Genomic DNA, 22,659 nt, shown 5'->3' on the forward strand with positions numbered 1-22,659 from the left:
AGCCCCACTCTATCGAGTATAAGCGGTGATGAGCCGCAGCGGCAAGGGTAGACTCTCGTCGCCGGCCGGCAGGTGAGAGGGGAATTTCGTGAGGGTGATAAAAGCCAGATGCTTGCGAATGAGCGGAATGATGTGCTGCCGCAGCTCCTGGTGGTTGCCCGAGAGCGAGAGCTCGTCGTCGGTGGGGCTGAATCCCAATTGTTTCCAGGCATTCAGAATGTAGTAGATGCCGTCGTTCACGTGGTGTATGGCAAAGCTGTTGGCCAGCAGGAATCCCTGTTGGTTGAAGGCAAACAGGTCGATCGAGTCGTTGCCCCAGTGCACGTAGAGTTTGGCGTTGTAGCCCAGCCGGCTCTTGCGGTAGAAGTATTCGCACACGGGAGCCAGCCGGTGCAGCACGACGGGGCGGTCGAAGGTGCGCCGGATGAACGAAAGCCGCTCGGTATCTACCTCAAAGAGCATCTGCGCTCCGGTATGAGGCAGCTCGGCCGCTACGGCGGTGCCGTCGCTGTCGGGGAAACAGAAATTGAAGTAGAGCGGGTTGTCGTCGGCCGAGGCGAAAGCGTTGGGGATGAAGGTATAGCGGGGCGAGTCGACCAGAAAGAAGACCTTCTCGAAGGCCCGGGTGAGGACGGGTTGGGAAAAAACTGCCTCCTCGAGCGACTGTTGAGTGGACCCGATGGGCAGCCGTTCGGTCACAATCGAGTCGCGATTCTCGGTGTGCTGCAACAAGATGTGCAGGTACGAACCGTCGGCATACATCGTGAGGATGTACTTGTGACTCTCTTTCATCAACTGGTTCAATGCCGCTATCGGTTCCATCTTTGCTATTCTGTTTTTTTGAGGTCTGGGCCACGTTCCGGCACGGGGGTATCGCACACTCCCGGCGAAGAGGGGCACAGACATTTTCGCCATTTAAATCGTACAAATGTAAGAAAAGAAAACGGGAAACACTATTTTTGTGATACACTTTATCGCATTCGTCCATGATTACCGACCTGCTTGTTCAACAGATAGAGAGTTATCTGCCCTACGCCCCCAACCGGCAGCAGTGCGAATTGCTGCAGATGCTGGCCACTTTTGTGCTCGACGAGCACAACGACACGCTCTTTTTGCTGCGAGGCTATGCCGGCACGGGCAAGACTTCGCTGGTGGGGGCGCTGGTCAAGGCCCTCGCCCAGTTGCAGAGCAAGGTGGTGCTGCTTGCCCCTACGGGACGGGCGGCCAAGGTCTTTGCCCGCTACGCCGGCCATCCCGCCTATACGATACACCGCCGCATCTACCGGCAGAAGAGCTATTCGCCCGACATGGAGGGGTTCCTCGTGGGCGAGAATCTGGCCAAACACACCCTCTTTATCGTCGATGAGGCCTCGATGATTGCCAACTCGTCGGGCGAGGGTGCGGTGTATGGTACCGGCCGGCTGCTCGACGACCTGGTGGAGTATGTCTATTCGGGCGAACATTGCCGCCTGATTCTGCTGGGCGATACGGCCCAGTTGCCGCCGGTAGGTCAGGAGCGCAGCCCGGCCCTCGACGCTGCGGTGCTGAAGGGGTATGGCCTCACCGTGTGGGAATATGAGCTGCGCGAGGTGGCGCGGCAGGCGGCCGAGTCGGGTATCCTCAGCAACGCCACCCGTCTGCGCGAGGAGATGGAGCAGGTACCACTGCCCATGCCCCGCCTCCGGGTCAAGGGATTCCCCGACGTCGAGGCCCTCAGCGGCGAGTATCTGGTGGAGCGCATCTCCGACTCGTACGACCGGGTGGGGCTCGACGAGACCATCGTCATCACCCGCTCCAACAAGCGGGCCAACATCTTCAACCAGGGTATCCGCAACCAGATTCTCTATCGCGAGGAGGAGCTCACCGCCGGCGACCTGCTGCTGGTGGCCAAGAACAACTACTTCTGGGGCAAGGAGTACAAGGAGATCGATTTCATTGCCAACGGCGACGTGGCCCGGGTGGTGCGGGTGGCCCGACGCACCGAGCTGTACGGATTTCATTTTGCCGATGTACTGCTCTATTTCCCCGATCGCGAGGTCGAGATGGATGCCAGGATTCTGCTCGATACCCTCTCAAGCGACTCCCCCTCGCTCACCCGCGAACAGCAGGAGGCTCTGTTCACGCAGGTCATGGCCGACTACTACGACCTCACCACCCGGCGCGAGAAGTTCAAACGCCTCAAGACCGACCCGTGGTTCAACGCTCTGCAGGTGAAATATGCCTACGGAGTTACCTGCCACAAGGCGCAGGGCGGCCAGTGGAAACACGTCTATATCGACATGGGGTATATTCAGCAGGGGGCGGCTCTCTCGCTCGACTTCTACCGTTGGCTCTATACCGCCTTTACCCGGGCCACCGAGAAGGTGTGGCTCGTCAATGTGAGCGAACAGTTTCTGGAACAACCGCTATAATACCGGGCTCAACAGCCGCATGATCGACTCCAGTCCCTTTTGCCACAACGGGCGGTGACGCCAGTAGTGCAGGATGATGCGCCGGCAGTGCTGCTGGTCGTCGATGAAGATGCGCTTCATCTCGCTGTTGACCTCGCGGTCGTAGATGAAGGCGTTGGCCTCGAAGTTGTGTTCGAAGCTGCGGAAGTCGAAGTTGGTCGACCCTACCGTGCAAAGTTCGTCGTCGATAATGACGGTCTTGGCATGGAGCAGTCCCGGTTGGTAGAAGTAGACCTTCACTCCCGCCTTCAACATCTCGGCGATGTAGGAGAACGAGGCGAAGCGCAGTATCTGCGAGTCGGACCGCTCGGGTATCATCACCCGCACGTCGACCTTGGCCAGCGCTGCCGTCTGCAATGCCTTGGCCAGACTGTCGGTGGGCAGGAAGTAGGGAGTCTGTATGTAGACCGCCTTTTTAGCGTTGGTAATGGCTTTCAGGAAGAGCATGGCAATGTTGGACCACTCGCCTATGGGTCCACCCGGCGCAATCTGGATACCGCTCTCTCCCCGATCTTCTATCGGCGGGAAGAAGTGCGGCGCCGACAACACCTCTTTGCACTCGAAACTCCAGTCGACGGCAAAGAGCAGTTGCAGTCCCTGCACGGCCGGCCCCTCGATGCGCAGATGCGTGTCGCGCCAGATGCCCCACTTGAGCCCCTCGATATAGCGGTCGGCGATGTTCATGCCGCCGATGTAGCCGATGTGGCCGTCGATGATGGTTATCTTGCGATGGTTGCGGTAGTTGATGCGGCTGGCCAGTTGGGGGAAGGTTATCTCGAGGAAGGGACGCACAACGATGCCGGCCTTCTGCATCTCCTTGAAAAAACGCTTCTTGACCGACCAGCACCCCACGTCGTCGTAGAGCACCCGTATCTGTACCCCCCGGCGGGCACATCGCAGCAACACCTCTTTCACGCGGGAACCCAGCTTGTCGTCTTCGAAGATATAGTATTGTATGTGTATGTACTCGCGGGCTGCCTCCAGGTCTTGCAGATACTGGTCGAACTTGCTCTGCCCCGTGGTGAAGATCTTCACCCGGTTGCCCGAGTAGTAGGGCATGCTGCACAGGCTGTGACAAAGCTTGATCTCCTGCTTGCTCTCCTCGTTCAACGGCAGCTCGTCGATATTGACAATCGAGTGGTAGTCGCGCTTGCGCAATTTGCGCTTGATGCGTCGCGACACCATGCGCTTGGCCTTGAAATTCTGTCCGAAAAAGATATAAAAGACCAACCCCACCACGGGAAGGAAAGTGAGCACGATGACCCACGCCAGACTCTTTACCGGGTTACGATTTTCGGTGATGACAATCACAATCGTTCCCAGTATGGTGATGGCATATATCGTATAGACTACGAGATAGACCCAGTCGGTAAAGGGCATCAAGGCGAGTGTAAACATAAGTAAAAGCTAAATTATAAAAATATTCCGAAAAAAACAAATCCGGGGCGGTGGCACCGTTATTTTTTCGGCTCGACCGCTCCTATCGTGAGATGCTTTGTTTATCTTTGTGCTCTCATTGAAAGCCAAAGTGAAGAAAAAGAAAGCGGGGAGCAACTCCCCCAAACATACAAGCGGGCATGTGGTGGCCCTGTTGTTGATAGCTGTAGTTTTTCTATTCCTCCTGACAAAACTGCCTGTGATGGAATGGGGCGGTTTCACGACAAAACCTATCGATTTCTTTTCTGATATTCGGGTAGACGAGTCCATGCTCGAGTTGCCGGGCGATGCCGTGTGGCACGATGCCGAGAGCGACTCGCTCTTTGCGGCTCAGGAACAGCCGGCCGACTCGGTGGTGGAGAAATCAGTGACACCGGGCGACAGCCTCACGCCTCCGCGGGCGGCCGTGGCGGCACCGGCGCGGCTCGACACCTCGATGGTCGACGCGCCGCCCCGCAAGGATGGCGAGGTGGTGCTGTTCGAGGACTTCTCGCCCGACGGGAACGGCCTGTCGCATCTGCTCACAGCCATGGAGCAACGCGCTACCTTGGGGCGCCCGGTCCGTATTGCCTTTCTGGGCGACTCGTTTATCGAGGCCGACATCTTCACGCAGGATGTCCGCAGCCAGTTGCAAAAGCAGTATGGCGGATGCGGGGTCGGCTACGTGTCGATGCACTCCGACTTCCCGGGCTTCCGCCGCTCGGTAGTCCAGTCGGGCAACGGCTGGGAGGTGCATAGCGTGCTCAAGCCCCGGGAGGCCGACTGGAGCCTGATGCCGCTGCAACAACAATATTTCGTGCCGCTGGAGGGGGCCCGGGCACAATACCGGGGAACCACACGCATCGAACGGGCCGACAGTTGGACCGTCTCGCGGTTCCTCTTCGTGGCACGCAACGACTGTTCGGTCGACCTTAAGACAGGCGATGGCAGTTGGCAGAGCTATGCCGTAACCGGCTCACCCGACATCCAGGCGCTCGAGGTGGAGGGCAAGACCAACCGCTTCGACGTGCGCACCGGCGCCATTGCCGGCTTTACAGCCATAGGCGTATGGCTCGACGATACGCAGGGCATTGCCGTCGACAACATCTCGACGCGCGGCTATTCGGGTCTGTCGCTGGTATCTATCCCGGCCGCTCGCTGCACGCAGATGGAGGCTATCGTCCCCTACGATGCCATCGTGCTGCAATATGGCTTGAATGTAATGACCCCCGAGATACTTCACTACGAGTCGTATGCCCGCAAGATGGTGGCGGTCATCAACCACCTGAAGGCCTGCTACCCGAATACCGACATCATCTTGATGGGTGTGGGCGACCGCAGCCGCAAGCTCAACGGGTCGTTTACCACCATGCCGGCCGTACTGGCTCTCTCGCGGGCGCAACGGCTGGCGGCCAAAAATGCCGGCGTAGTCTTCTGGGATACCTTTGCCGCCATGGGCGGCCTCAACGGCATGGCCGACTATGTAGCCCAGAAACAGGCCAACAAGGATTATACGCACATCAACCACAAAGGGGGCCGACGGTTGGCGGGCGAGTTTGTCAAATCGCTGGAATACAGCTTGAACCGAAACGGGTTATGAAAATACGTCACCTCATAGCATCTCTTCTGCTGCTGATGGCCTGTGCCGCACCGCTGCGCGCGCAATGGGTGGGCGACACCGTATCGGTACCGGCGTTCCTGAACAAGGAGAAGAACCTCATCGACTTCAACGGGGCCGACTGGTCGCCGCTCTTTGCCGAGATGGATTCGTTGCAAAACGGCTCCGACTCGACGGCCCGCGTGGTCTCTATCGTACACATAGGCGACTCGCACATCCAGGCGGGTTACCTCACCGAGGCGGTGCGGTTGCCGCTGCAACGGCGTTTCGGCGATGCCGGACGCGGGCTGGTGGTGCCACTGAAACTGGCCAAGACCAACGAGCCGCACGACTACTCGGTGGTGGCCGACGGTGCCTGGAATTTCGCCCGCTGTGTGGGTCGCAAATACAGCGCCTATACCCCGGGCATCGGGGGGATAGCCATCGTGCCTCGTACCAACCGCATAGACCTCACGGTCTCGACCCTCAGCAAGACCGACGATTGCGAGGGGTTCCGACGGGTGCGCCTCTTCCACGAGCCTACCGACTCGTTCCCGGCAGTCATCTCCGAACCCTATCGGGTCACGGGCGAGGCTCGCAGCCCCTTCCTCACCTGCTATTCGTGGAACGACCCGGTGTGCAGCATCCACTTCTCGGGACAGATTGCTCCCGGCGAGGAACGGCTGGCCATCTACGGGGCGAGTCTCGAGACGGGCGAGAGCGGTATCCTCTACCATACCATCGGCAACAACGGTGCTTTTTACAGCAGCTACGCCGCCATACCTCACTTTGCCGAGCAGGTGGCCGCCCTGGCACCGCGGCTCATCGTCATTTCGCTCGGCACCAACGAATCGTTTTCGACCTCGCTGACCCGCGACGAACTCTATAAACAGATCGATGCCGTGGTGGCTCCGCTACAAGCGAGTTGCCCGCAGGCCCTGATTCTGCTTACGACCCCGGCCGAGTGTGCCCGCCGGCGTACCCGCTGGGTGAAGAAGCGCCGCCGGGTCTACTATTCGCCCAACTCGCGGGTCACGCTGGTGCGGGAGACCCTGAAGGCTTATGCCGCCGACCACCATCTGGCCTGCTGGGACTGGTACGAGGTATCGGGTGGCAAGGGCTCATCGACGGCGTGGCGCAAGGCGGGGCTCATGGCTTATGACCGCACGCACTGTACCGAGACCGGCTATCGCATACAGGGCGAAATGTTGTATCGCACACTTATGAATGCTTATCAAGATTATGTGGATAATGGAGTGGCTCAATAATCGGGTGGCCGACGTGGCCGCCTTTGCGGAGAGTATCGATTGGTCGAAGGTGGCTTCGCTGTTCGTCTACGACGGGCAGAATCCCCTCATGTTCAATACCGGGCTCTTCCTCTTTCTCTTCATCGGGTTCATGTGGATATACCGTCTGCTGGCCCATCGCGAGGCCCTGCGCATCGGGTTTGTCATCCTCTTCTCGCTCTATTTCTACTACAAGTCGAGCGGACTCTGTTTCCTGTTGCTGGTCGTGGTGGCCCTCTCGGACTACTCGCTGGGGCGGCTGTTGGGGCGGCTCTCGCGAAAGGGGCTGCGGCAGCTCTGCGTGTTGGCGAGCATGGTGGTGAACCTGGGCATGCTCTGCTACTTCAAGTATACCAATCTGCTGCTGGGGACTTTTGCCGACCTGACGCACCAGCCGTTCGAACCGCTCGACATCGTGCTGCCCATCGGTATCTCGTTCTTCACATTCCGTTCGCTGAGCTACATCATCGACCTCTATCGCCGGCAGATGGCTCCGGTCACCAGCTTCCGCGACTACCTCTTCTACCTCTCGTTCTTCCCGCCGTTGGCCGCCGGCCCCGTGGTGCGGGCCAAGGACTTCGTGCCGCAGATACACCGGCCGCTCGACATCACCCCGGCGCTGTTGGGCGAAGGGCTCTTCCTGGTCATGTGCGGATTGATTAAGAAGGTAGTCATCTCCGACTACATCAGCGTCAACTTCGTCGACCGCATCTTCGACAACCCCATGCTCTATACCGGGTTCGAGAATCTGATGGGCGTCTACGGCTACACGCTGCAAATCTATTGCGACTTCTCGGGCTACTCCGATATGGCCATCGGCATCGCCCTGCTCATGGGCTACCGGTTCAAAATCAACTTCGACTCGCCCTACAAGTCGGGCTCCATCACCGAGTTCTGGCGGCGGTGGCACATCTCCCTGTCGAGCTGGCTGCGCGACTACCTCTACATCTCGCTGGGCGGCAACCGGCGGGGTACGGTGCGCACCTATCTCAACCTCTTCATCACCATGGTGCTGGGCGGTCTGTGGCACGGTGCCTCGTGGCTCTTTGTCATCTGGGGAGCCTGGCACGGCCTGATGCTCATCATCCACAAACTCTACCGGCGTATCTTCCCCGTGGCCAAGAACTATCGGGCCGGGCACTTCCGCCACTTCCTCAACGTGCTGCTCACCTTCCATGTGGTAGCCGCCGGGTGGATATTCTTCCGCGCCCCTTCGCTCGACATCGCCGGACAGATACTAACCCAGATATTCACCAACTTCCGCCCCGATGCCATCCCCGCCTTCGTCTCGGGATATGCCGTTATCTTCGTCGCCCTCGTAGCCGGATACCTGCTGCACTTTGCCCCGCACCGCTGGTCGCAATGGCTGCAACGCGAGCTCTCGTGGTCGCCGCTGGTGGTCAAGGCCGCCATCCTGGCCCTGGTGCTCTTCTTTGTGTTGCAGGTGCGTTCGAGCGAACTGGTGCCCTTCATCTATTCGCAGTTCTAAGGAGATGATACGCGTTCACTGAAAAAGAAGTTTTCTTCTCTCCCCGGGAAAAAATTCAAGCAAACTTGATTTTTTTTGCTCTCGCCTTTCACTTCTTTCCAGAAGAGAGGATGCGGCTTGGCAAAAAAAATTCAAGCAAACTTGATTTTTTTTGCTCTCGCCTTTCACTATCTTTGTAGCTCAGTAAGAAACTTAATAACAGACCAATCGTCATGAAGGGAAAAATTTTGGTTACCGGGGGGACGGGTTATATCGGCTCCCACTCGACCGTAGAGCTGCAGAATGCAGGCTACGAAGTTGTTATCATCGACAATCTGTCTAACTCGAATATCGAGGTTCTCGACGGTATCGAACGCATCACGGGTGTACGCCCCACCTTCGTACAGGCCGACTGTACCGACATCGCGGCGTTGCGTAAACTCTTCGAGGAGAATCCGGGTATCAAGGGTATCATCCACTTTGCCGCCAGCAAGGCCGTGGGCGAATCGGTACAGAAACCGCTGCTCTACTACCGCAACAACCTGTTGTCGCTCATCAACCTGCTCACACTCATGCCCGAGTATGGTGTAGAGGGTATCGTATTCTCGTCGTCGTGCACCGTCTACGGTCAGCCCGACGTGCTGCCGGTCGACGAAACGGCTCCTATCAAACCGGCTCTGTCGCCCTATGGCAATACCAAACAGATAAGCGAAGAGATTATCAAGGATACGATTCATGCCAACGCTCCGTTCAAATCGATTATCCTCCGCTACTTCAACCCCATCGGTGCTCACCCCAGTGCCGAAATCGGCGAACTGCCCAACGGCGTGCCTCAAAACCTCATCCCCTACCTCACCCAGACGGCTATGGGTATCCGCAAGGAGTTGAGTGTATTCGGCGACGACTACAACACGCCCGACGGTTCGTGCATCCGCGACTACATCAACGTAGTCGACCTGGCCAAGGCTCACGTCATCGCCATGAACCGCATGCTCGAAAAGAAATCGCCCGAGGCTATCGAAATCTTCAACCTGGGCACGGGCCGCGGCGTATCGGTGCTCGAACTCATCGCTGCCTTCGAAAAGGCTACGGGTGTGAAAGTTCCCCACAAGATCGTAGGCCGCCGCGAAGGCGACATCGAGCAGGTGTGGGCCAACCCCGAAAAGGCCAACAAGGTGCTGGGCTGGACGGCTCAAGAGAGCATCGAAGATACGCTGGCTTCGGCGTGGAAATGGCAACTGAAACTGCGCGAAAGAGGCATCATGTAATCGGCCTCCTTGCGACAATCCCATACAAAGCGAGACGGGCTCCGGCCGGTCTCGCTTTGCTTTTGTTTCGTAGCGACAGGCACGCCCCCCCTGACCAACCGCTTCGTTGTGTCACGGCTCTTGCCCTCGACAAAAAACGAGAGAAATTTCTCTTAACAAACCGCACGGAATGTTTTATTTTTGCCTCATCGACAACCCACAAAACCAATCATACGATGATGAGAAAAAGTATATTCCTGCTTTCGAGCATGCTGGTGGCTTCGCTGTGCGGAGCCGGTTGCAGCTCTTCGCAAAAGCAGGCATCGGCTACCGACGAAACGGAGGCCGTATTTGCCTGTACCGACAGCGTCACCACCGAGTGTGACGGAGTGAAACTAACCCAAATCAGAGACAATGCCCAGGAGCGGCTGATGCAGTTGAGCCTCTTCGGCGAACTGCCGCAAACGCTCATCGACAGCCTGAACATCGGCCAGGGAGTGCCCGCCTCGGTGAGTGCCTTCCTGCTGGAGATCGACGGTAAACGCATCTTGTTCGACACCGGTATGGGAGCACCCGACAGCCGTCTGCTCACCAACCTGTCGGCCACCGGAGTCACTCCCGCCGACATCGACTACCTCTACCTGACCCACTTCCACGGCGACCACATCGGCGGCATGATGAAGGGCGATACGGTCGTCTTCCCCAAGGCCGAAGTCTATGCCGCCCAACAGGAGTACGACGCCTGGATGCAGATGCCCGACGACAAAAAGACTCAAGTAGCCGCTACGATGGAGGCCTATAAAGACCGGCTTCACCTCGTGGCCTACGGCGACACGCTGCCCTGCGGCGTGGTAGCCCTCGACTGCGTGGGGCACACCCCGGGACACACCGCCTACCGGGCCGGCAAGTTCCTCATCGTGGGCGACCTTGTGCATGGCGCCGCCCTGCAGTTGGCCCACCCCGAGATTTGCGCCGCCTACGACATGGACCCGCAATCGGCCATCAAGCAACGCCGCTATTACCTCGACTATGCCCGCCAGAACCACCTGCTGTTGGCCGGCATGCACCAGCCGGCAGGTCATGCGAAATGACACCTCAACCGGTTTACATACAACGAAGGGAGCCCCAGACGGAGCTCCCTTTGTTGTATGTTGCGCTCTGCTCTATATCTCTTTCGTAAGGCTGAACTCCTTGTCGGCAAAGAGCTCGGCCAGACCCGAAATCTGTTTATAGCGCAGCAGCTCGTCCTTGTCCATCCCGATATTCTTCATAATCCAGCCATCCGACATGCCCGCCTTGGTCAGCTCGGAGACAATCTTGCACATGAGTTCGACACAATGCGTACCCCGTGCCCGGTTGTGGCGTATGGTCGAGGCCATGCGGTTCGAAATATCCTTGTCGATGACCACCACCGGCAGCATCCCCTTCTCCCGCTCGTAGATGCGCGGCGAGGTGAGCATCACCTTGTAGCGGTGAAACCCGTCCACCAGTTCGTACTGGTCGGTCTCGGGCAAATAGTAGCAGACACAGGGCATCGTATAGCCATCTTCCCAAATCGAGAGCTCGAGCAGTTTCATCTCGGGCGGAGCCACCACATTGGGATTATAGGTATTGGCCACCACCTTTTCTACAGGTACCGCCCGGACCTGATACACCGGACTTTTATACTCTTTCATTTTCTACTTCAACGCTTTATATTTTTCCATCACTTGATCTTTCAGCTTCTTCTCGACCTTGTTGAGCGAGAAACCCATGTACTTGCAGGTATGATCGTTCTTGAGTATGCAGATGCACATGCGCTTGAAGGTAGGCAGCTCTTTGAACTCGGGCAGGTCTATGTCGTCGAGATACTCCATCCGCACCGGCCGCTTGTTGGTCTTGTAGTTGGAGTGGTCGCCCACGACAATAGGGATACCCAGCGCCTCCAACTTCTTGATGGTCTCATCGGAGAGACACCCCCCTTTCTCCCGCCAGAAGTTGACACTCACCGCCAGTTTGCGCTGGTAGTTACGGCGAGTCGGCTCGGGCAACGTCTTCAGCAGGAAGTCGAGATACCCCTCCCACGTCATGCCGGGCGGCAGCTTGATGGAATACCAGCCCATCATCGACGACCGGCCGTACAGCCCGGCGAAATTGACCCCGTTGACCCGGCTCACCATCTTGCCCCACATGTCGGGGTCGATAGCCCGGTAGAGATGCAGGCTCGAGAGCGCCTGCGAAATGAAGGGGCTGGCCACCCGCTGCTTCTCGAGAGGTACACCCGCCCGATAGTAGAGATCGTAAAGGCGGTTGTAATCCCAGCCGAAACGTCCGTTGGCCACCCAAATATCGGTCGTGAGCCAGTCGTGTATGGGGTAGGCATTGAAAATGCCATGCTTCATCTCGCGAATCCACTGGAGCCCTTTATACTTTTTGTAGTTGCGGTCGCTGTGCACGGTGCGCCATCGGTTCAGACTCTCCTGGGAACGTATGCCTATCAGGCAACAAGTGCGACCGGCCCGGTTGCGCCTGTGCAGCCACTCGGTAAACCTGATTTGAAACTCATAGTCCCACAGGGTATCGTCGAAGAAATCGAAATCGTCCTGAGTATAAGCCTCCGCGGGTAACGGGCGCACCCACAACTCCCGTTTCGACGGCTCCCAGGGCCGCCAGTAGTTCTGAAACATCGAAGTACAGGTAGAGACCTTGCAAGGCACACACACCCGATAGACATCCAATACATCGGCATTGGAGGCCAATACCCGGTCTACATAGTCGATTGTCTCGCGATACTGCACCTCGTAATCGATATGAAACACTCCCAGTCGACGCCCCGGCTGCCGGCGACGGATATAGTCGAGGCACAAGTTGAGCAGCACACCGCTATCCTTACCGCCCGAGAACGATAGTAAGAATTTGTTAAATTGCTCCAACTATTTTTTTCTTTCCACAAAGCGACTATCTTTACCCCCGAATCTGAAATTATCTTAAATCTGGCCATTTTTATCTATAATAATTTTAGTTTTAGAATCATTCTAATTATATTTGCACCAGAAATAACAAACACATCAACAAAAACGAAACGTCATGAAAAGTATCAAAGGAACCCAAACCGAGCAGAACCTGCTGAAATCTTTTGCCGGCGAATCTCAAGCCCGCACTCGCTACACCTTCTTTGCCAGCGTGGCCAAGAAAGAGGGTTTTGAACAGATTAGTGCCATCTTCATGGAGACGGCCGAACAGGAGAAGGAGCACGCCAAGAAATTCTTCAAATACCTCGAAGGCGGTATGGTCGAGATTACCGCATCGTTCCCCGCCGGTGTCATCGGCACTACAGCCGAAAACCTGAAGGCTGCCGCCGAGGGTGAGAACGAAGAGTGGGTAGACCTCTATCCCCACTTTGCCGACGTGGCCGAACAGGAAGGCTTCCCCGCCGTTGCCCTCACCTTCCGCAACGTGGCCAAGGTAGAGGCCGAGCACGAGAAGCGTTACCGCAAACTGCTCGAGAATGTCGAGAACGGCACCGTATTCTCCGACAGCGAAGAGATCGAATGGCAATGCCGCAACTGCGGATATGTGTACCGCGGCAAAACGGCTCCCGAAGCCTGCCCCGCCTGTGCACACCCGCGCGCCTATTTCGAACGTAAAAAGAACAACTACTAATTCAGTATCAATCCCCCGTAAACTACCATCGGCCTGCTCTGTCGGGGCAGGCCGATACTGTTTACCACCACGCTACCTCCTATGAACATAACACCCCTGCAAAAAATAACTTACGGCCTCTACGTAGTGGGGACCAGCGACAAGGGTCGGCCCACCGGCTGCATCATCAACACCTGCTTTCAGGTGACCAGCGAAAATCCCATCGTGGCCATCTCGATGAACAAAAACAACTATACCCACGATGCCATCGTAAGCCACCGCCGGTTCAGCCTGGCCATCCTGGCCGAAGAGAGCGACACGAGCCTCATCACCACCTTCGGGTTCCAGAGCGGACGCGACCGCAACAAATACGACGGACGCGACTACACGTGGCAACACGACGTGCCCATCCTCAAGGGTAAATTCTCGGGCCACATCGTATGCGAGCTGCTGCATGTGGCCGACAACGAGACACACGACGTCTTCTTTGCCCGCGTAATCGACACCCTGCCCGACGACGGCACCCCCATGACCTATGCCTACTATCACCAGGTGATTAAAGGTCGGGCTCCCAAAAACGCCCCCACCTATGTCGAGGAGGAGGAGAAAGCCCCCGCTACCGAAGCACCCCAAACCACAATCTCGACCAAACGGTATGTGTGCGAAGTGTGCGGATACATACACGAAGGAGAATTGCCCGACGACTACAAATGCCCGGTATGCCAGGCACCCCGGAGCTGTTTCAAAGAATTATAGATTTTAAGCGAACTAAATTCCCGTTCGAGAGTTTTTACTTTCAACGGGAATTTTTATTTTTGCACACCCCGCAAACAAATACCCCGGCACGACCGGCACAACTTGCGAGGCTACAAAAACCGTAGACAACCTTTTTACCGTTTCGTTATGGACTTCATCATCGACAACCACCTGCAAGGACTCGTTATCGGAGTCTGCACCTTTCTCATCATCGGGCTGTTTCACCCGATTGTAGTCAAAGCCGAGTACCACTGGGGCACCCGCTGCTGGTGGATATTCCTGCTGCTGGGACTGGCCGGTATCGCCGCCTCGCTGTACCTCGAAAACGTCATGTTCTCGTCGCTGTCGGGGGTGTTTGCCTTCTCGTCGTTCTGGACCATCAAAGAGCTCTTCGACCAGGAGAAGCGGGTGCAAAAGGGGTGGTTCCCCAAAAATCCCAAGCGTACCTACAAATTTTAGGGACAAAGGGGCCACATTTAACGACTTATCCTGCACCATTCCGCAAAAAAAGGTTATCTTTGCAAAAGATATTGTCGTCATGAAACATCTATACGCTATTCTCATTGCATTGGCACTCGGTTGCTCGGCCGCTCCACAGGCATTCGCTCAAGATTGGACGAGCCAATCGGCATGGGCCCTCAGCGACGACGACCGCACCGACGGCTCCAGCCGAGCCCCCGAAATCGAAGTCTCGAGCAAAGAGGGGAATATCTACATACGCACACCTCGCCGGGTAAAAGTAACGGTATATACCATTCTGGGACAGATTGTTACCGAGCGCACCATCAACCCCGGCATATCGGAGCTGAAAATCGGTACCCGCGGCATCTATCTGGTCAAGATCGAAGGCAAGACCCAGAAAGTGGCCTTGTAATTGTCCCCCCGACTGCGCAGCCCCTGCCCCCCTGTAAACACCAACCAGCTCCACGCCCGGCATGAAGAGTCTGAGTTTCGTTGAAAAATAGCTGAAAAGTCAGACCAAACTAATCGGTCTCAAATTTTAATTTTCGGCTTTTATCGTTATCTTTGTCCCTATAAAGTCAAACACAAAAACAACGAAACTATGGAAAGTATCGATTGGTCAAACCTGTCATTCGGCTATATGCCCACTGACTACAACGTACGATGCACCTACAAGGACGGAAAATGGGGCGACATCACGGTTACCAGCTCTCAAACATTCGAAATACACATGGCAGCCACCTGTCTGCACTATGGACAAGAGGCTTTCGAGGGTATGAAGGCCTTCCGGGGGAAAGACGGCAAAATCCGCATCTTCCGCATGGACGAGAATGCCGCCCGCCTGCAAAGCTCGTGCCGCGGCATCATGATGCCCGAGTTGCCCACCGAAAAATTTAACGAGGCTATCCTGACGGTTGTCAAGAAAAACGAGCGCTTCGTGCCTCCCTACGAAAGCGGCGCTTCGCTCTACATCCGCCCGCTGCTCATCGGTACATCGGCTCAGGTAGGTGTGAAACCGGCCAAAGAGTACCTCTTCATCGTTTTCGTTTCGCCGGTAGGTCCCTACTTCAAAGAGGGATTCAAACCCACCCCGATGGTCATCTTGCGTCAATACGACCGTGCCGCACCGCTCGGTACCGGCCGCTACAAAGTGGGCGGTAACTATGCAGCCAGCCTGGTATCGGGCGAAAAGGCTCACGCCATGGGCTACTCGGCCGTGCTCTACCTCGACGCCAAAGAGAAGAAATATATCGACGAATGCGGTCCGGCCAACTTCTTCGGCATCCGGGGCAACAGCTACATCACGCCGAAATCGAGCTCGATTCTCCCCTCGATAACCAACAAGAGCCTCATGCAACTGGCCGAAGACCTGGGCATGACGGTCGAAGTACGTCAGGTACCCGAGGAAGAACTCGCCACGTTCGACGAAGCCGGTGCTTGCGGTACGGCTGCTGTCATCAGCCCCATCGCCCGCATCGACGACCTCGACGAGAACAAGTCGTATGTGTTTTCCAAAGACGGCAAACCCGGCCCCATCTGCGAGAAGCTCTATCACAAGCTGCGCGCCATCCAATATGGCGACGAGCCCGATACCCACAACTGGGTAACCATCGTCGAGTAATTACAAACCCGCTTCATATTCAGGCAGCTCGAAGGCATCCGCTTCGGGCTGCTGCTTTTATAACCACACATCACCATGGACGTTCAAGCCGTTTTCAACAAATACTACCAACCCGGCACCCCGCTATACAACAGCGTGTGGTCGCACAGCCGCCTGGTGGCCGACAAGGCCCTGCAGCTGGCCCAGGCTCATCCCGAGCTCGAGATAGACCTCGACTTCGTCTACGAGGCCGCCATGATTCACGACATCGGGGTATTCCTCACCAACGCCCCCTCCATCTACTGCACGGGCGACCAGCCCTACATCTGCCACGGCGTACTGGGGGCCGAACTCATGCGGGCCGACGGCTATCCCCGCCACGCCCTCGTGTGCGAACGCCACACCGGCACGGGCCTCACCGTGGCCGACATCATCGCCCAGAACCTGCCGCTGCCCCACCGCGACATGTGCCCCGTGAGCCTCGAGGAGAAGCTCGTCTGCTTTGCCGACAAGTTCTACTCCAAGTCGAACCCCGATCGCGAAAAACCACTCGACAAGGTACGCAAAAGCGTAGCCCGGTATGGCGAAGATTCACTGCGTCGGTTCGAAGAGATGGCCGCCCTGTTTCTCTGACCGACTGTCGTTCAAGCCCGCCGGCCGCTCTACCCAACAGAGAATAAAATATATTAAATAAAGTCCAAAAGCCGATAAGTCGTAGAAAATGTGTATTTTTGCACGTTGATTACAGATGGACACCCCGATGCCGAAAGTGAGCAAGAAATACGCCATACTTCTATCGCTGCTATTCTCTTCCCTGTTTGTGTCGCTCATAGCGCAAGACAGGCATCCCTCTTATAATCAACCGGCTGCATCCGACACTACACCCGGCGGCGACAGCACCGGGGCAGCCCGACTCACCTTACCGGCACTGCCCGACAGCCTCGGCATCGACTCGCTCGGGGTCGACTCGCTGCTCACCGACTCATTGGCGGCCGATTCGCTGGCTACCGATTCGGTAGCTCCCAAAAAGAAGAAAGCCGGACTTACCTCGGTCGTCGACTACAAGGCCAACGACTCGATTGTATTCACCCACGGCAACGAAGTGTACATGTATGGCCAAGGCGTGGTACAGTTCGACGGCATGGAACTGAACGCCGACCAGATAGAGATGAACATGGACAGCAGCCTGGTCTATGCCGTAGGCCGCCCCGACTCGGTAGGCGACATCGTGGGTCGCCCCGTGTTCAAGGACAAGAGCGGCGAATACGAGTCGGAGACCATGCACTACAACTTCAAGACCAAGAAGGGATACATCACCAACATCGTCACCCAGCAGGGCGAAGGCTACCTCACCGGCGGCAAGACCAAGAAAATGGAGAACGACGAGTTCTACATGAAGGACGGTAAATACACCACCTGCGACAACCACGAACACCCCCACTTCTACCTGCAACTGACCCAGGCCAAGGTGCGCCCCAAAAAGAACATCGTCACCGGCCCCGCCTACATGGTGCTGGCCGACGTGCCCCTGCCGCTGGCTATCCCCTTCGGCTTCTTCCCCTTCACCGAGAAGTATTCGTCGGGTATCATCATGCCCACCTTCGGCGACGAGCTGGCGCGCGGTTACTACCTGCGCGACGGCGGTTACTACTTTGCCATCAACGACTACGTCGACCTGGCTCTCACGGGCGAAATCTACACCAAAGGCTCGTGGGGTGTCAATGCCAAGTCGGCCTATATCAAGCGATACAAATACTCGGGTAACGTAGACCTGAGCTTCATCACCACCATCACGGGCGACAAGGGATTGCCCGACTACACCAAGATGAAGAACTTCAAAGTGGCCTGGACCCACACCCAGGACACCAAGAACAACCCCAACATGTCGCTCTCGGCCAGTGTGAACTACACCACCAGCGGCTACACCCGCAACGACCTGAACAGCTACTACAACGCCAACAGCTTCACCGAGAACACCAAGAGTTCGACGGTAAACATGACCTACCGCATCCCCAACTCGGTGTGGAGTTTCTCGGCTACGGCCAACGTCACCCAGCGTACACAGGACTCTACGCTGAATGTCTCGTTCCCCAACCTCACCATCTCGATGGGCCAGATCTACCCCTTCAAGCGTAAAACCGTGGTAGGCAACGAGCGCTGGTACGAAAAGATACAGATGTCGTACAGCGGCCGGTTCCAGAACTCGATTCTCACCAAGCAGGACCAGATACTCAAATCGAACCTCATCAAGGACTGGCGCAACGGCATGTATCACAACATACCTATCTCGGCCACGTTCAACGTATTCAAATACCTCAACCTCACCGCCAGCTTCAACTTTACCGACCGCATGTACTCCAACAAGGTGATGCAGTCGTGGGACACCCAGCAGGCCCGCGTCGTGCAGGACACGGTCTACGGCTTCTACAACGTCTACAACTACTACGGTTCGTTGAGCGCCGATACCAAACTCTACGGTTTCTACACCCCGTGGAAAATCTTCGGCGACAAGGTGCAGGCCATCCGCCACATCTTCACCCCCTCGGTATCGTTCAGCGCAGCGCCCGACTTCAGTTCGCCCCGCTACGGATTCTGGGACTCCTACTCCTACGTCAACTCGCTGGGCGAAACGGTAACCACCAAATACTCCCCCTTCTCGAACGGCATCTACGGCACCGTGTCGCAGGGCAAGCAGGGAACCGTTTCGTTTGCCGTATCGAACAACCTGGAGATGAAGGTCAAGTCGGACCGCGACTCGACCGGCGTGCGCAAAATATCGCTCATCGAGAACCTCTCGGCCAACATGAGCTACAACATGGCTGCCGACTCAATGAAGTGGAGTAACCTGAATACCTCGATTCTCATCAAGCTCACCAAGAACTTCAACCTGCAGATGAGCGCCACGTGGGATACCTATACCTACCAGCTCGACAGCTACGGCAACCCCGTGCGGGTGAACAAGCCCCGCTGGACCGTAGGCAAGGGACTGGGACGACTCTCGAGCACCGGTACCTCGTTCTCCTACACCTTCAACAACGATACGTTCAAGAAGAAGGACAAGGGCTCCGACACCAAGAAGACGCAGCAAAACCTGCCACAGAACAACATGCCACCCGACCCCAACATGAGCAACGACGAGGAGGAGAGCTCGTCGGGCGACGACGATGTGCAGTTCGGCCCCGACGGATATGCCATCTGGGAAGTGCCGTGGAGCCTCTCGATCAACTACTCGGTCAACTACGGCTACGGCACCTTCAACAAAAAGAAGATGGAGTACAACGGCAAGTTCACCCAGAACCTCAGCCTCTCGGGCAACATCAACCTCACGAAAAACTGGTCGTTCAACTTCTCGGCCAGCTACGACTTCGAGGCCAAGAAGATTGCCTACATGAACTGTAACATCACCCGCGACCTGCACTGCTGGTCGATGAGTGCCAGCTTCGTGCCCGTGGGCCCCTACAAGTCGTACAACTTCCACATCAGCGTCAAGTCGTCGCTGCTGCAAGACCTCAAGTACGACAAGCGGGGCAACTCCTACGACCGCCTCGACTGGTATTAACGGCGGGCGGCATTTGCCACAATGGCAAAAAAATCGTACTTTTACCGACGATTCAACCCCACAATTATGCAAGCCGACAATCAGCTTATACTCGATCATCTCGATCAACCCATATTCCACCTCATCGGCGAGGTGGCCGACGCGATGAACCGCCCCTGCTTCGTCATCGGCGGCTATGTGCGCGACATCTTTCTGAACCGCCCCTCCAAGGACATCGACATCGTCACCCTGGGCAGCGGCATCGAACTGGCCGAGGCCCTCACCGCTCGGCTGGGCAAACGGGCTCACCTCTCGACCTTCCGCAACTTCGGCACGGCTCAGGTGAAATATAACCGCCGGGGCGAGAATTTCGAAATCGAGTTCGTCGGCGCCCGCAAGGAGTCGTACAGCCACGACTCGCGCAAGCCGGTAGTCGAGGACGGCACCCTGCAGGACGACCAGAACCGGCGCGACTTCACCATCAACGCCCTGGCCCTGTGTCTGAACCGCGACCGCTGGGGCGAACTGGTCGACCCCTTCGGCGGTATGGACGACCTCGAAAAAGGGATTATCCGCACCCCGCTCGACCCCGACATCACCTTCAGCGACGACCCCCTGCGCATGATGCGGGCCATACGGTTCGCCACACAGCTCAACTTCCGCATCGAGACCGAGACCTTCGCCGCCATCGAGCGCAACCGCTCGCGTATCGAAATCATCTCGAAAGAGCGCATCATCGACGAACTGGGCAAAATCATCCGCTCCGACATCCCCTCCAAGGGATTCATCCTGCTCGACGACTGCAAGCTGCTGCCCCTCATCTTCCCCGAGGTGGCCGCCCTCAAAGGGGTAGAGACCGTCAAGGGTCGCGGACACAAAGACAACTTCTACCACTCGCTCGCCGTGCTCGACAACGTAGCGCTGCGCAGCCGCAACGAGTGGCTGCGGTGGGCCGCTCTGCTGCACGACATAGGCAAACCCCGCACCAAACGCTACGATGCCCGGCTGGGATGGACCTTCCACAACCACAACTACGTGGGCGAGAAGATGATACCCGGTATCTTCCGCCGTATGAAACTGCCCCTCAACGACAAGATGAAGTATGTACAGAAGCTCGTGGGGTTGCACATGCGGCCCATCGTCCTGGCCGAAGAGGTGGTTACCGACTCGGCCGTGCGCCGGCTGCTCTTCGACGCGGGCGACGACATAGACGACCTGATGCTGCTGTGCGAGTCGGACATCACCTCGAAAAATCGCGAGAAGGTGAAACGGTTTCTCGACAACTTCGAACTCGTGCGCACCAAACTGCGCGAAATCGAAGAGAAGGACAGCATCCGCAACATGAAGCTGCCCATCCGCGGCGAAGAGATTATGGAGACCTTCGGGCTGCCCCCCTCGCGCCCGGTAGGCGAACTGCTTTCGGCCATCAAAGAGGCCATACTCGACGGCAAAATTCCCAACGAACACGAGCCGGCCCGCCAATTCATGCTCGAGACCGCAGCCGCCATGGGATTGCAACCGGTCGAGAAATAGTATAATTATGAGAGATTTCTCACATTTCGAGCGATAATTCGCTCAAAAAGATATTATTCCGTCAATTTTCTTTGTAAAGTGAAAGTTTTTATCCAAAAAGGCTTTCACTTTATTTATTTTTACTATCTTTGTCGGCACAAATAAAGCCGAGCCGCTATTCTACAGCACAATTTGTTACGGAATCGAGGCACTGCACAACACGATGTCACCATAAGAAAGCATCACGCTTGCAACGTGTTACACCAGGAATAGCATTCCATCAAACCAAAAAACATACTTATCGATGAAAACAACAGAAGTATTGAACGAATTGAAACGCCGGTTCCCCAACGAGCCGGAGTACCACCAGGCCGTCGAAGAGGTATTGTCGACGATCGAAGAGGTCTACAACCAACACCCCGAGTTCGACCGCTACAACCTGATCGAACGCCTGTGTATCCCCGACCGCATCTTCTCGTTCCGGGTCACCTGGGTCGACGACCAGGGCCGCGTGCAAACTAACATGGGCTATCGCGTACAGCACAACAACGCCATCGGCCCATACAAGGGAGGTATCCGTTTCCACTCGTCGGTCAATCCTTCTATCCTCAAGTTCCTCGCCTTCGAGCAGACCTTCAAAAACGCCCTCACCACGCTGCCCATGGGTGGCGGAAAAGGAGGGTCGGACTTCAACCCCAAGGGTAAATCCGACATGGAAATCATGCGCTTCTGCCAGGCCTTCGTCACCGAGCTGTGGCGCTACATCGGCCCCGATACCGACGTGCCTGCCGGCGATATAGGCGTGGGCGGCCGCGAGGTAAGCTACATGTATGGCATGTACAAGAAGCTGGCCCGCGAAAACACGGGAACCTTCACGGGCAAGGGGCTCGAATTTGGCGGCTCGCTCATTCGCCCCGAGGCTACCGGCTACGGCAACGTGTACTTCCTGCTCGAGATGCTCAAGACCCGCGGCATCGACCTCAAAGGGAAAGTGGTTACGGTATCGGGCTCGGGCAACGTGGCCCAATACACCGTGCAGAAGCTCATCGCACTGGGTGCCAAGGTGGTGACCATGTCCGACAGCGACGGCTACATCTACGATCCCGACGGTATCGACGAGAAGAAACTGGCCTATATCTTTGAACTCAAGAACCTCTATCGCGGCCGCATCCGCGAATATGCCGAGGAGTATGGCTGCAAATATGTCGAGGGCGGACGTCCCTGGGGCGAGAAGTGCGACATCGCCATGCCCAGCGCCACCCAGAACGAACTCGACGGCGACGACGCCCGCACCCTGCTGGCCAACGGCTGCTTCGCCGTGTCGGAAGGCGCCAACATGCCCTCGACCCCCGAGGCCATCGAGCAGTTCCTCGCTGCCAAGATTCTCTACGCTCCGGGCAAGGCTGCCAACGCCGGCGGTGTATCGGTGAGCGGACTGGAGATGACACAAAACTCCATGAAGATAAGCTGGACAGCCGAAGAGGTGGACCAGAAACTGAAACAAATCATGCACGACATTCACGAGCAGTGTACCCGCTACGGCAAAGAGAGCGACACCTACACCAACTACGTGAAGGGCGCCAACATCGCCGGCTTCATGAAAGTGGCCAAGGCCATGATGGCACAAGGCATCTTGTAACAAACAGACAGTTAGTTATTGTTGAATAAGCCAAACAGGCGGGAGGTTCTCCAAAGAGTCTCTCGCC

General features: G+C 56.7%; 19 protein-coding genes. 15 read left to right on the plus strand and 4 right to left on the minus strand.

Features of this window, described 5'->3' with window-relative positions:
- Window positions 1-9 precede the first annotated feature (9 nt).
- Window positions 10-822, minus strand: coding sequence for a DUF3822 family protein (locus tag NW211_RS02115; protein WP_258326760.1), 813 nt, complete (start codon window positions 820-822; stop codon window positions 10-12).
- A gap of 164 nt (window positions 823-986) precedes the next feature.
- Here NW211_RS02115 and NW211_RS02120 point away from each other — a divergent pair, with 164 nt between their 5' ends.
- Window positions 987-2,411 (plus strand): ATP-dependent RecD-like DNA helicase, encoded by a 1,425-nt coding sequence (locus tag NW211_RS02120; protein WP_258326761.1) that lies wholly within the window; start codon window positions 987-989, stop codon window positions 2,409-2,411.
- Here the strand turns inward: NW211_RS02120 and cls are convergent.
- On the minus strand, window positions 2,406-3,848 hold the full coding sequence (cls, locus tag NW211_RS02125; protein ID WP_258326762.1) for a cardiolipin synthase: 1,443 nt from the start codon (window positions 3,846-3,848) through the stop codon (window positions 2,406-2,408). The genes NW211_RS02120 and cls overlap by 6 nt on opposite strands.
- Window positions 3,849-3,978: 130 nt before the next feature.
- Here cls and NW211_RS02130 point away from each other — a divergent pair, with 130 nt between their 5' ends.
- The 5 genes from NW211_RS02130 to NW211_RS02150 all read left to right on the plus strand — a co-directional run bounded on the left by NW211_RS02130 (window position 3,979) and on the right by NW211_RS02150 (window position 10,555).
- Complete coding sequence (locus NW211_RS02130; RefSeq protein WP_258326763.1) at window positions 3,979-5,466, plus strand: hypothetical protein; 1,488 nt, start codon at window positions 3,979-3,981, stop codon at window positions 5,464-5,466.
- Entirely contained in the window at window positions 5,463-6,731 is a 1,269-nt protein-coding gene (locus tag NW211_RS02135; RefSeq protein WP_258326764.1) for a GDSL-type esterase/lipase family protein, read from the plus strand. The genes NW211_RS02130 and NW211_RS02135 overlap by 4 nt, the downstream gene beginning before the upstream one ends.
- The gene (locus NW211_RS02140; protein ID WP_258326805.1) at window positions 6,706-8,238 is read left to right on the plus strand and encodes an MBOAT family protein; all 1,533 of its coding nucleotides are present in this window, start codon (window positions 6,706-6,708) and stop codon (window positions 8,236-8,238) included. The genes NW211_RS02135 and NW211_RS02140 overlap by 26 nt, the downstream gene beginning before the upstream one ends.
- A gap of 212 nt (window positions 8,239-8,450) precedes the next feature.
- Window positions 8,451-9,485, plus strand: a complete 1,035-nt coding sequence (gene galE, locus NW211_RS02145; RefSeq protein WP_087409070.1) for a UDP-glucose 4-epimerase GalE — start codon at window positions 8,451-8,453, stop codon at window positions 9,483-9,485.
- A gap of 218 nt (window positions 9,486-9,703) precedes the next feature.
- The gene (locus NW211_RS02150; protein WP_375379565.1) at window positions 9,704-10,555 is read left to right on the plus strand and encodes an MBL fold metallo-hydrolase; all 852 of its coding nucleotides are present in this window, start codon (window positions 9,704-9,706) and stop codon (window positions 10,553-10,555) included.
- Between the two features lie 72 nt (window positions 10,556-10,627).
- Here NW211_RS02150 and NW211_RS02155 read toward each other — a convergent pair whose 3' ends face one another.
- Window positions 10,628-11,140 (minus strand): ParB/RepB/Spo0J family partition protein, encoded by a 513-nt coding sequence (locus NW211_RS02155; RefSeq protein ID WP_258326767.1) that lies wholly within the window; start codon window positions 11,138-11,140, stop codon window positions 10,628-10,630.
- 3 nt (window positions 11,141-11,143) lie between these two features.
- Window positions 11,144-12,376 (minus strand): DUF3440 domain-containing protein, encoded by a 1,233-nt coding sequence (locus NW211_RS02160; RefSeq protein WP_258326768.1) that lies wholly within the window; start codon window positions 12,374-12,376, stop codon window positions 11,144-11,146.
- 154 nt (window positions 12,377-12,530) lie between these two features.
- Between NW211_RS02160 and rbr the strand changes: the two genes are divergently transcribed.
- The 9 genes from rbr (at window position 12,531) to NW211_RS02205 (ending at window position 22,592) form a co-directional block, all read left to right on the plus strand.
- Window positions 12,531-13,106: a rubrerythrin gene (rbr, locus tag NW211_RS02165; RefSeq protein ID WP_087409072.1), complete on the plus strand. Its 576-nt coding sequence runs from the start codon at window positions 12,531-12,533 to the stop codon at window positions 13,104-13,106.
- Between the two features lie 81 nt (window positions 13,107-13,187).
- A complete protein-coding gene (locus NW211_RS02170) occupies window positions 13,188-13,841 on the plus strand; it encodes a flavin reductase (RefSeq protein WP_258326770.1) in 654 nt (217 codons plus the stop codon).
- A gap of 147 nt (window positions 13,842-13,988) precedes the next feature.
- Window positions 13,989-14,300 (plus strand): DUF4491 family protein, encoded by a 312-nt coding sequence (locus NW211_RS02175; protein ID WP_087409073.1) that lies wholly within the window; start codon window positions 13,989-13,991, stop codon window positions 14,298-14,300.
- 79 nt (window positions 14,301-14,379) lie between these two features.
- Window positions 14,380-14,715, plus strand: a complete 336-nt coding sequence (locus NW211_RS02180) for a T9SS type A sorting domain-containing protein (protein ID WP_087409074.1) — start codon at window positions 14,380-14,382, stop codon at window positions 14,713-14,715.
- A 129-nt stretch (window positions 14,716-14,844) separates the two neighbouring features.
- The gene (locus NW211_RS02185) at window positions 14,845-15,924 is read left to right on the plus strand and encodes a branched-chain amino acid aminotransferase (RefSeq protein WP_255376520.1); all 1,080 of its coding nucleotides are present in this window, start codon (window positions 14,845-14,847) and stop codon (window positions 15,922-15,924) included.
- A 75-nt stretch (window positions 15,925-15,999) separates the two neighbouring features.
- A complete protein-coding gene (locus NW211_RS02190) occupies window positions 16,000-16,536 on the plus strand; it encodes an HD domain-containing protein (RefSeq protein WP_087409076.1) in 537 nt (178 codons plus the stop codon).
- A gap of 115 nt (window positions 16,537-16,651) precedes the next feature.
- Window positions 16,652-19,462, plus strand: coding sequence for a putative LPS assembly protein LptD (locus NW211_RS02195; protein ID WP_241147847.1), 2,811 nt, complete (start codon window positions 16,652-16,654; stop codon window positions 19,460-19,462).
- A 66-nt stretch (window positions 19,463-19,528) separates the two neighbouring features.
- Window positions 19,529-20,974 carry a CCA tRNA nucleotidyltransferase gene (locus tag NW211_RS02200; RefSeq protein WP_087409077.1) on the plus strand — a complete coding sequence of 482 codons (1,446 nt, stop codon included), beginning with the start codon at window positions 19,529-19,531 and terminating at the stop codon, window positions 20,972-20,974.
- A 283-nt stretch (window positions 20,975-21,257) separates the two neighbouring features.
- Entirely contained in the window at window positions 21,258-22,592 is a 1,335-nt protein-coding gene (locus NW211_RS02205; RefSeq protein ID WP_087409078.1) for an NADP-specific glutamate dehydrogenase, read from the plus strand.
- The last annotated feature ends 67 nt before the right edge of the window (window positions 22,593-22,659 follow it).

The organism is Barnesiella sp. ET7 (genome assembly GCF_024733785.1).
Classification (GTDB): domain Bacteria; phylum Bacteroidota; class Bacteroidia; order Bacteroidales; family Barnesiellaceae; genus Barnesiella; species Barnesiella merdigallinarum.

What these genes read in the sequence shown, in the direction of transcription:
- NW211_RS02115 (WP_258326760.1), bottom strand. Translation starts at nt 822, where the DNA reads ATGGAACCGATAGCGGCATTGAACCAGTTGATGAAAGAGAGTCACAAG.
- NW211_RS02120 (WP_258326761.1), top strand. Translation starts at nt 987, where the DNA reads ATGATTACCGACCTGCTTGTTCAACAGATAGAGAGTTATCTGCCCTAC.
- cls (WP_258326762.1), bottom strand. Translation starts at nt 3,848, where the DNA reads ATGTTTACACTCGCCTTGATGCCCTTTACCGACTGGGTCTATCTCGTA.
- NW211_RS02135 (WP_258326764.1), top strand. Translation starts at nt 5,463, where the DNA reads ATGAAAATACGTCACCTCATAGCATCTCTTCTGCTGCTGATGGCCTGT.
- NW211_RS02140 (WP_258326805.1), top strand. Translation starts at nt 6,706, where the DNA reads ATGTGGATAATGGAGTGGCTCAATAATCGGGTGGCCGACGTGGCCGCC.
- galE (WP_087409070.1), top strand. Translation starts at nt 8,451, where the DNA reads ATGAAGGGAAAAATTTTGGTTACCGGGGGGACGGGTTATATCGGCTCC.
- NW211_RS02150 (WP_375379565.1), top strand. Translation starts at nt 9,704, where the DNA reads ATGAGAAAAAGTATATTCCTGCTTTCGAGCATGCTGGTGGCTTCGCTG.
- NW211_RS02155 (WP_258326767.1), bottom strand. Translation starts at nt 11,140, where the DNA reads ATGAAAGAGTATAAAAGTCCGGTGTATCAGGTCCGGGCGGTACCTGTA.
- rbr (WP_087409072.1), top strand. Translation starts at nt 12,531, where the DNA reads ATGAAAAGTATCAAAGGAACCCAAACCGAGCAGAACCTGCTGAAATCT.
- NW211_RS02170 (WP_258326770.1), top strand. Translation starts at nt 13,188, where the DNA reads ATGAACATAACACCCCTGCAAAAAATAACTTACGGCCTCTACGTAGTG.
- NW211_RS02175 (WP_087409073.1), top strand. Translation starts at nt 13,989, where the DNA reads ATGGACTTCATCATCGACAACCACCTGCAAGGACTCGTTATCGGAGTC.
- NW211_RS02180 (WP_087409074.1), top strand. Translation starts at nt 14,380, where the DNA reads ATGAAACATCTATACGCTATTCTCATTGCATTGGCACTCGGTTGCTCG.
- NW211_RS02190 (WP_087409076.1), top strand. Translation starts at nt 16,000, where the DNA reads ATGGACGTTCAAGCCGTTTTCAACAAATACTACCAACCCGGCACCCCG.
- NW211_RS02195 (WP_241147847.1), top strand. Translation starts at nt 16,652, where the DNA reads ATGGACACCCCGATGCCGAAAGTGAGCAAGAAATACGCCATACTTCTA.
- NW211_RS02200 (WP_087409077.1), top strand. Translation starts at nt 19,529, where the DNA reads ATGCAAGCCGACAATCAGCTTATACTCGATCATCTCGATCAACCCATA.
- NW211_RS02205 (WP_087409078.1), top strand. Translation starts at nt 21,258, where the DNA reads ATGAAAACAACAGAAGTATTGAACGAATTGAAACGCCGGTTCCCCAAC.